General features: G+C 26.9%; 8 protein-coding genes. 6 read left to right on the top strand and 2 right to left on the bottom strand.

Translation table 11 applies throughout. The features are described 5' to 3' along the window. Nucleotides 1–475: 475 nt before the first annotated feature. Nucleotides 476–2,368 carry a C40 family peptidase gene (locus tag BN346_RS03865; protein WP_034439666.1) on the top strand — a complete coding sequence of 631 codons (1,893 nt, stop codon included), beginning with the start codon at nt 476–478 and terminating at the stop codon, nt 2,366–2,368. A 25-nt stretch (nt 2,369–2,393) separates the two neighbouring features. Continuing rightward, nucleotides 2,394–3,539: a pyridoxal-phosphate-dependent aminotransferase family protein gene (locus tag BN346_RS03870; RefSeq protein ID WP_034439668.1), complete on the top strand. Its 1,146-nt coding sequence runs from the start codon at nt 2,394–2,396 to the stop codon at nt 3,537–3,539. Nucleotides 3,540–3,578: 39 nt separating this feature from the next. On the opposite strand, the gene BN346_RS03875 is transcribed toward BN346_RS03870, so the two are convergent. Both BN346_RS03875 and BN346_RS03880 read right to left on the bottom strand, forming a co-directional pair. Then, entirely contained in the window at nt 3,579–5,018 is a 1,440-nt protein-coding gene (locus tag BN346_RS03875; protein ID WP_051539991.1) for a sensor histidine kinase, read from the bottom strand. Further along, nucleotides 4,997–5,692, bottom strand: a complete 696-nt coding sequence (locus BN346_RS03880) for a response regulator transcription factor (RefSeq protein WP_242838389.1) — start codon at nt 5,690–5,692, stop codon at nt 4,997–4,999. The genes BN346_RS03875 and BN346_RS03880 overlap by 22 nt, the downstream gene beginning before the upstream one ends. Nucleotides 5,693–5,945: 253 nt before the next feature. Between BN346_RS03880 and BN346_RS03885 the strand changes: the two genes are divergently transcribed. The 4 genes from BN346_RS03885 (at nt 5,946) to BN346_RS03900 (ending at nt 9,526) form a co-directional block, all read left to right on the top strand. Next, nucleotides 5,946–6,692 (top strand): ABC transporter ATP-binding protein, encoded by a 747-nt coding sequence (locus BN346_RS03885; RefSeq protein WP_034439670.1) that lies wholly within the window; start codon nt 5,946–5,948, stop codon nt 6,690–6,692. Between the two features lie 33 nt (nt 6,693–6,725). Continuing rightward, complete coding sequence (locus BN346_RS03890; RefSeq protein WP_034439672.1) at nt 6,726–7,538, top strand: ABC transporter permease; 813 nt, start codon at nt 6,726–6,728, stop codon at nt 7,536–7,538. A gap of 19 nt (nt 7,539–7,557) precedes the next feature. Further along, the gene (locus BN346_RS03895) at nt 7,558–8,343 is read left to right on the top strand and encodes an ABC transporter permease subunit (RefSeq protein ID WP_034439674.1); all 786 of its coding nucleotides are present in this window, start codon (nt 7,558–7,560) and stop codon (nt 8,341–8,343) included. A 76-nt stretch (nt 8,344–8,419) separates the two neighbouring features. After that, nucleotides 8,420–9,526 carry an alkaline phosphatase family protein gene (locus BN346_RS03900; RefSeq protein ID WP_034439676.1) on the top strand — a complete coding sequence of 369 codons (1,107 nt, stop codon included), beginning with the start codon at nt 8,420–8,422 and terminating at the stop codon, nt 9,524–9,526. Nucleotides 9,527–9,805 lie beyond the last annotated feature (279 nt).

A 9,805-nucleotide genomic window follows, 5' to 3' on the forward strand; every position in this document is an offset into this window, starting at 1 on the left:
ATCTCTTTATCTCCACCATAAAAAGCAATCCATTTAGGGTTGCTTTTTTTTATTTAATTTTCTTTATTATAAAAAGTAAATATAAAATTTAAAAGAAATAAAAATTATAAATTACATATAGGGTATAATTTATTCTTGGAAAAATAATATAAAAATTAGTTAATAGTTTAATTCTATAGAGCATGGCATGTTAAGCATGCTTTTTTTATTTAGAATAAACTTATTTTAAGTTTGAGATAAACTAATTATATACACTTAAATTTATTTTTAGTTATAATAAGTTAAAAATAAATGTAAATAAATTCAAATAAAGCTATATATTAAAAGGATTAAGAGACTTTTACGTTGAATAAGTATCTAGATAAAAGTAGAAAAAATACAATTGTTAAATAACAATTTTTACTATAAAATATATAGAGAGTAATACTATTAAACGATATTAGAATTATATACACTAGGATGGAGGTAAGAAATATTGAACAGTTCAAAAAAAGCTCTTGGAGGAGTTACAGCAACGATGTGTTTATGTGCTATTTTAGGCAATAAGACAGCAATAGCAGCAGATATGCAAGTTGGAATAATTAATGTTAATAACTTAAATGTAAGAAGTGAGAATAGTACATCTTCTAAGGTAATAGGATCATTACCATTAAATACAAAAGTAAACATAATTGAGTCTAAAAATGGTTGGCATAAAATTGATTATAATGGAAAAGATGCTTGGGTTCATGGTGATTATGTAGACTTAGATTCAAAGCAAAATGTTGAGAATAAAACATCTGTAAACAAAACAGGTGTAGTTAATGTTGGGTCTCTTAATCTTAGGAGTGGAGCTGGAACAAGTTATGGAGTTATAAAAACTTTGCCTAAAGATACTAGTTTGTTAGTATTAGAAACACAGAATAATTGGTCTAAAGTAAACGTTGGTGGTGTTGTTGGATATGTATCTTCAGAGTATATAACAATATCTTCAAATCAACAGGGTGATAATTCTAGTTCAAATAACACTAATAATGGACAAGTTAATACTTCAAATGGTATTACATCTGCACCGCTTAATATGAGAAGTGGAGCAGGAACTAATTATGCTGTTATAAAGGTATTACCACAAGGAACTAACGTAAAAATACTTTCAACTAGCAATGGATGGTACAAAATTGATGTCCAAGGAACACAAGGATATGTTTCTTGTGATTATGTTTCTACTAGTGGTGGTAATACAAGTGGTGGAAATCAAAATAATGGTGGTGGAAGTACATCAGATAGTAGTTTAAATGGTAAAGTTGGAAAAGTTACAGCTGACCAATTAAATTTAAGAAGTGGAGCAGGTACAAACTATAATGTTGTAAAAGTACTTACTAATGGTGCTAGTGTTACTGTACTTGAAAGTACAAATGGATGGTACAAAGTAAATGCAGGTGGAACACAAGGATACGTATCAGCCGAATATATAACATTTGAAAATGCAGGAAACAATGGTTCAGGAAATGGAAACAATGAAGAAAGCACTATGAATACTACAGGATATGTAAATGCAGATTCATTATTTGTAAGAAAAGGACCATCCACCTCACAAGATCATATTGGAATATTAAATTATAATGCTAAGGTTAATATTGTAGGAAAACAAGCAGGATGGTATAAAATAAAATATAACAATGGTTTTGGATATATATCAGCAGATTATGTAACTATAGGTGAAAATAATAATGGAACCGCTCCAGATATAAATATTGATACTATAAATAAAATAGGTGTAGTTACAGCTACAGTTTTAAATGTTAGAAGTGAAGCATCATCTAATGGAAAGATTGTAGGAACTTTGAGATATGGTACAAAAGGAAATTTAGTTGCTCATTCTAATGGATGGTATAAAATAACGGCATCAGGTATAACAGGATGGGTTCACAGTGATTACATTAAAATACATGATGGTTCAGAAGATTTAGGTCCAATTGTACAAGAAACAGAGTTAATAGATTCAAGATATACAGGAACTGATATAGTTAATAAAGCAAAAGAATTTATAGGAACTCCATATTTATGGGGTGGATTTACACCAGTGGGATTTGATTGTTCAGGTATTGTTAAATATGTGTATAATCATTTTGGAATAGAAATATCAAGAACAACTTATTATCAAGTTCATGAAGGAAAAACTGTTCAAAGGAACGAATTAAGAGCAGGAGACTTAATTTTCTTTACAACAAATGAAGAAGACGCTAGTGATATATCTCATGTAGGAATATATATAGGAAATAATGAGTTTATACATGCACCAGGTCCAGGACAGTTAGTAAAGGTATCATCATTAAGTAGCTCGTATTATAATGAAAAATATTATGTTTCTAAAAGAATAATAAAATAGTATTTATTGGGGAGTGAGAGGTTATATGAAAAGTCCTTATGTATTTACACCAGGCCCAACAATGGTAAGGGAGAATGTGCTTTTGGCAAGGGCAGAAAAGTTTACAAATCCTGATTTGGATTTAGCTTTTTATGATTACTATAAAGAAACTTGTGAAAAAATAGGAAGTATTCTTGGAACTAAGAGTGATGTTAGGATATTGAGTGGTGAAGGAATTCTTGGGTTAGAAGCAGCATGTGCATCATTAACAGAACCTTTAGATAATGTATTAATTATAGATAATGGTATATTTGGAGAAGGTTTTAAGGATTTTGTAACTTTATATGGTGGTATACCAACTATTTATAAATCTGATAGACAAAAAGAGATTGATATAGATGATTTAGAAAAGTTTTTAAAAGACAATCACGATTTCAAATATGCAACTGTAGTACATTGCGATACACCATCTGGAGTATTAAATGATATTAAAAGTATATGTCCATTATTAAAGAAGTATGGAATATTAACAGTTGTAGATAGTGTTGCAGCTATGGTGGGAGAACCTATAAATGTTGATGAATGGCAAGTGGATATTGCACTTGGTGGTTCTCAAAAAGCATTTTCAGCTCCCCCAGGACTTACTATTGTTTCAATAAGTGAAGATGCATATAAGTGTATGAATAATAGAAAATCTCCAATAGTAGGATTTTACTGTAATTTGACTATATGGAGAGATTATTATGAAAAGAAATGGTTTCCATATACAATGCCAATAAGTGATATTTATGGTCTAAGAGTTGCTACTGAAAATATTTTAGATGAAGGTTTAGAAAAAGTTCATGATAGGCATAGAAAAATAGCATATGCAACTAGAAAAGCATTAGAAGAGTATGGTTTAAATTTATATTTAAAAAGTGGTTACTCAAGTACAGTTACAGTTGTTGAGCCACCAAAAGGAATAGAAGTCAATAAATTAATAAAACAAATGAGAGAAAAATATAATGTTCTTATAGCAGGCTCTTTTGGATATTTAGAGAATAAAGTTATAAGAATAGGACATATGGGAGAAAATGCTAAGCTTGAACATATTAGTTATGTACTAAATACAATGGAGCTTGCATTAGAAGATTTAGGATATAGCAATAATAAAAGTATTGTAAATGAATTTAATAAATATATAAAAGAGTAATAGATTTAATTTCTATTACTCTTTTATATACTTATTTTTTTATAATAATGGCAAAGAGAATTCTACAGTTGCACCACCAGTATTATTGTTATAAGCTCTAATGCTACCATTATGTTTTTCAACAATAAGTTTGCAAATATAAAGTCCTAATCCAGAACTATTCTTATATATTATGTCCTCGTTTCCTTTATAATGCTTATTGAAAATAATATCTGTAGTATCTTTAAAACCCTTGCCTGTATCAGAAACTTTGAAGGTAAGTGAATTATTATCAAAAAAACTTTCAATTAAAATTTTATCATCTTTAGTTGTATGCTTTAATGAGTTTGATATTAAGTTCAATAAAGTTTCTTCTATTCTAAATGCATCAAACTTACAATAGTCGTCATCATCAAATGAATGTAAAAGTATAAATTTAATATTTTTTTCATTACAAAGGTAAGTAAAGTTATCTTCTAGATAAGAAATAAATTCAGATAGATTTACTTCTTGAAGATTTAAGGATAAATTTGGTCTTTCTAAATCCCATACCTCATTTAACTGATTTATCAGTGTTTTTACTTTTTCAGCATTATTTAAGAGTATTTTTATATAAGATTCTTTTTGAGCATCAGATATATTATGATAATTGCCAGAAAGTAATTCTAAGTGTCCGTATATTATAGTTATAGGAGTTTTAATATCATGGGTAAGAGATAAAATCATATCTTTCCTTTGCTCAGCCATCAGCCATTGAGTTTTTAAAGAATCATCAAGTGTTATACGCATTTCATCAAGTGCTAGAAGAACATCACCTACTTCATTTTTATATGATGAGTCTACAGCAAAATCGAGTCGTCCATTTTTTATTTTATTACTGATAGCTATTATTTCTTTAAAGCTTTTTTTAAAGCCTGATGAAAAAATTAATGAAAACAAAACTAAAACTGTAAAATTAATTAAGGCAATAGTAATTATAATAAATAAATTAAAAGATAGTTCATATCCTATTTTCTGCATAAAGTTATCAACAAATTTAAATTCAACAAAGAAGTTACTAACATATTTTTGAACAAATCCACCATTTAATTCATTATTAACAAATAAAGGTGTAAAAACAAAAACAATAGTTTTGTTACTAGCTTTATCACGCTTTTTTATAATATATCTTTTAGATGAAAGAGGCATTTTATCAGATATTTTACTAGCTATAGAAGAATAAATTATAGTATTATCTTTAGAAACTACCAAATAATTAAAATCATTTTTTAAGACATTAGAATCTAATTCACTTTTGAAAGTTGCATTTAAAATCTTATCTACATTTTTTAGAACATAAGCCTCATTGGAAAATGCTATTTTTTTATTAAAAGAAATAGTTAGGAATAAACAAATGCAAACAACACTAAGAATGAGAGTTGTTAAAGATGCTGATAAAAAGAATATGACAAATTGAGTTTTTATTTTTAGCTTTTTAGTTACAGTTTTAAAGAATCCCACTTATAGCCTATTCCCCATGCAGTTTTTATATATTTAGTAGATATATTATTAGATTTAAACTTAAGTCGTATTCTTTTTATATGCTCAGTTACAGTAGTAACATTACTTTCACTATCATATCCCCATAAAAGTTCAAAAATTTGTTCTTTAGAAAAAACCTGGCTAGGATGTGTAGAGAAGAGTTCAATAATTTCATATTCCTTTTTAGTAAAGTCTAGTTCAGTATTATTCTTTTCAATACATTTTGAAATTAAGTTAATACAAACATCATTAAAATTAATTTTAGTTCGTGTTTCTTTCACATAGTTTGTGCTAGTTCTATTAAAGTGAATGTTTATTCTTAAAATAAGTTCTTTTAAGGAAAATGGTTTTACTATATAGTCATCACCACCAACTAAAAAACCTTTAACTCTTTCTTCCTCAAGACCCCTTGCAGTTAAAAAAATAATAGGACAGTTAATACTCTCTCTAATTTTTTTACAAATATCAAATCCATTTAAATCTGGAAGCATAACATCAAGTAAAATAATGTTCAATTTACTATTGATTTTACTTAATGCTTCATATCCAGTTATAGCATAATCTACAGTAAAACCTTCACATTCTAAAGCTGGTTTTATAAAAGAAATTATTTCTTCGTTGTCATCTATAATAAGCACTTTTTTACACATCATTGAATCACTCCTAATTTTTTATTTAGTGAGTTTAATTTTAATTAGAGTTTAATTGTAAAAATTTTCAATACACAATTAATAGTATAGTGAAAAATTTACAATGAAACAAGCAAGTAAAAAATTTTGTTGGTATAAGAAAAATTATTTTTATAGTTTATAAAAAGTTTATTTTCCTATGTTTATATAGTAGTGAGTTTTTAAAATTGTTATTTTAATTAGAGTTAATTATTAAAAAGTATTGGGGGATGAGAAGATGAGTAATAAAAAAATTGAAATTAGAAATGTTAGTAAAGCTTTTAAAAAGAGAAATGTAATAGATAATGTATCATTTGATATTTGTGATTCAGACATTTGTGGATTTATAGGTCCAAATGGTGCAGGAAAGACAACAATAATGAAGATGATAACAGGACTTATAAAACCTGAGCTTGGAAATGTCTTTATAAATGGAATAGAAGTAAGTAAAAATAGGGAAGAAGCATTAAGAGAAATTGGTGCTGTTTTAGAAGTGCCAGTATTTTTTGATTATATGTCTGGAAGAAAAAATCTTCAAAACTTAGCTAGACTTAATTATGGTATGAAGAGGGAAGAACAACTTAAAAAGGTTGAGGAAGTTTTAGAAATAGTGGGACTTAAAGGTAAAAATGATGATAGAGGAAATGATAAAGTAAAAACATATTCACTAGGAATGAAACAAAGGTTAGGAATTGCTCAAACATTACTTAATAATCCAGAGATAGTAATATTAGATGAGCCAACTAATGGGCTTGATCCTTTAGGAATGAAAGATTTAAGAAATTTAATATTAAAACTTAGAGATGAAAAGGGAATTACATTTCTAATATCAAGTCATAATTTAGATGAACTTCAGAAGGTGTGCAATAAATATGTGTTTATAAAGGATGGGAATATAAGATGGAGTGGGGAATCAGAAAAGCTATTAAATGATACTAGGTGTAATAAGACTTTGGAAGATATATTTATGAATATTATGGATTAGTATATGTATTTAAATTTTTATGAGGTGAATTTAATGTTTAAAACTGTTTTTATTTATGAATTTGAAAAATTTTGGTCAAAAAAGATTAATATTTTATGTTTTATTAGTATTCCTTTAATAATACTAATATCATTGAAGTTTGCATTAGAGGTGAATGCCACAGTAAATACTACAGAGGTAATATTTACTTCCACTATGAACTTTCCAATATTAAGTCTTCAAGAAACATTAATAACAGCATTTAATGTAATTATAATGATTTTTTTTACACTTAGCTTTAATGAAGAATATAGAAAAGGAAATTTAAGATTAGCATTTACAAGAGCAATTTCTATAAGGAAATTATACATTGCTAAAGTTTTAGTGATAGCTGTGAATGTATTTCTTATGCTTTTGATTAATTTTATTATTTGTAAAGTTATAGGTAAAATATTTTTACCATCTACAAATGAGGTTGCGTTGTTTTTTAAGGAAGGAATGTATAAAAATAAGGATACAATAATTTACTCATTAAAGTATTATTTTTTAGCATATTTAACTTTGTTGGCATTTGGAAGTATAGTTGAATTCTTTTCAATAAAATGCAAAACAATAACAGCAGCTTTAGGTTTTAGTGTAGGATTTCTAATTTTAAATATAATATATATGGCAGCAATAATGAGTTTGTGTAGTGAAAAGGCTACTTTAAAATATCTAAGCATATCAACATTTTATACTCAATTTGCTGGAACATCTTATTTTGTAGCGGGGATTGGTAATGTTTTTATTTATGGAATGTTAATAGTAATTATAGTTTTTCAGTTAATGTGTTATAGAAATTTTGTAAGTGAGGATTATTTAGAGTAAGAGGAGTGAGCATATCATTATGAGAGAGTTAGTTTTAGCAGAATATGAAAGAATAATTCAAAGAAAGAGCACCAAGATACTGTTTCTTATATCAATTATATTTCAAATTATAAACTTTATTTTATTTCAAATTAGGTGGCAAATAGATACAGCAATTTTCAAAGAAGGAGTAGAAGTGGCACTTAATAGCCTCAATTATCCGGTAATGCAGTTAATTGATTTTAATGTGTTATTAGTATTTGTTATGTTACCACTGTATTTTTCAGAATCATTAAGTTCAGAGCTTGATTCAGGTGCATATAAAATGGTGTTATTAAGACCGATAAAAAGATGGAAACTACTAGTAGCTAAGTGGATATCACTTGCAACTTCTTATGGATTAACTTTAATATGCGTGTATTTAACTAAAGTTTTTATTGGTTTTATGTTTTTACCTAAATCTAGATTTACAACTTATTTTCTTATAAACAATAAATTAGGTGTAGTGCATTCAATTATATATAATCTGAAATATTACTTAATATTATTTTTTATATATTTATCCATACTTTCAATAACATCTTTATTAAGTGTTGTTTTAAGAAAACCTGTACTATCATTTTTAGGAAGTAGTATTTTTAGCATAGTGCTTGTGTATTTGTTTGAACCTATATTTGAGATTTTATTTAAAGCTACAGATGTTGCATATTATATATTAGCAGGTAAATATAATATGATAAATATATATGTATTATTTTCAGCAACTATAATTTGTTTTGTCATATCTCTTTGGATTTGGAATAGAAGGGTAGATAAATTTGTATAGAGATTAATATTAAACTAGAATACTACATTGATACATGATAATATTAATTAAATGTAATTTATTGGGGGTAAGATAAATGAAAATTATGTATCCAGATTATGATAATAGTATATTAAGTTTAGCAAATTCTATATTAAAATATTTTGGGGTAGAACATACACATAAAACTTTAACTAAGTTAGATAGCATATTAGATAATGGTTATAAAAATGTAGTGCTAATGGTATTTGATGCGATGGGAAGTAAGAATATTGAAACAGTATTACCAAAAGAAAGTTTTTTAAGAGAACATATGATAGATGAAATATCATCAGTATATCCACCAACTACAGTAGCAGCAACAACAACCATAGAAAGTGGACTTGCACCAGTGGAACACTCATGGCTTGGATGGACTCTACACTTTAAAGAGGTTAATGATAATGTAACTGCATTTAGAAATACAAATGATAATGGGGATATTGTTGCAGACTATAATGTTGCTACAACATATATACCATATAAAAGTATTATAAGTAAAATTAATGATACAGAAAAAGCAAAGGCATATTCAATATCTCCATTTGGGACATGCAAAGTTAATTCTATAGAGGAACTTGTAAACTCTGTAGAAAAAATTTGTAATGAAGAGGGACGAAAGTATTTATATACCTATTGGCCAGAACCTGATCATTCAATGCATGGAAAAGGTATATTTAGTGAGGATGCGAAAGAGTGGATGAGAATCATTGATAAAAAAGTGAGTGAGTTAAGTACTAAGCTTAAAGACACACTAATAATTGTTACTGCAGATCATGGGCATATTGATGGAGAAAATGTATTAATTCAAAATCATAAAAAGATTGTAGAATGTTTAAAGCATTTACCAACAATAGAACCACGGGCAGTGAATTTTCATGTGAAGGATGATATGAAAGAAAAATTTGAAATTGAATTTAAAAAGGAATTTGGTGGTAGTTTTATTTTGCTATCTAAAGAAGAAGTAATAGATAATAAACTATTTGGGATTGGGAAAGAACATCCAAGATTTAATGAGTTTTTAGGTGATTACTTAGGAGTAGCAAAAGGAAAAGTGTCAATTTTTAATAATAAAGATGAATATGATGAAATGATTGGAGTACATGCAGGAATAACAGAATGGGAAATGAAAGTTCCTTTTATAGTAGTAGAGTGTAATAAATAAAAAAAGTAGGTGTACTTGGCTATTATGTTTTAAAGTACATCTATTCTTATACCAACAGAAAAGTAGGATTTCTATAGAGTTAAATTATTTTAATAAATATATATACTAGAAATAAGTGTAAAGAATTATATTTTACAATACATACTTTACCTAGTGTATCAATACTAGAAAAAGAGAGAAAAAAATAGAAAAAGAGAGAAAATAATGATATAAATGTACTTAATGAAAGAAAATAAAAAAAATAAAGAGTATATTTTACATATAATAAATCTTGTCGCT

This window comes from Clostridium ihumii AP5 (assembly GCF_000612845.1).
GTDB classification, from domain to species: domain Bacteria; phylum Bacillota; class Clostridia; order Clostridiales; family Clostridiaceae; genus Clostridium_J; species Clostridium_J ihumii.

Bases quoted from the DNA above. Each gene is read 5' to 3' on its own strand.
- BN346_RS03880 (WP_242838389.1), bottom strand. From the start codon at position 5,692: ATGATGTGTAAAAAAGTGCTTATTATAGATGACAACGAAGAAATAATT.
- BN346_RS03870 (WP_034439668.1), top strand. From the start codon at position 2,394: ATGAAAAGTCCTTATGTATTTACACCAGGCCCAACAATGGTAAGGGAG.
- BN346_RS03900 (WP_034439676.1), top strand. From the start codon at position 8,420: ATGAAAATTATGTATCCAGATTATGATAATAGTATATTAAGTTTAGCA.
- BN346_RS03890 (WP_034439672.1), top strand. From the start codon at position 6,726: ATGTTTAAAACTGTTTTTATTTATGAATTTGAAAAATTTTGGTCAAAA.
- BN346_RS03895 (WP_034439674.1), top strand. From the start codon at position 7,558: ATGAGAGAGTTAGTTTTAGCAGAATATGAAAGAATAATTCAAAGAAAG.
- BN346_RS03885 (WP_034439670.1), top strand. From the start codon at position 5,946: ATGAGTAATAAAAAAATTGAAATTAGAAATGTTAGTAAAGCTTTTAAA.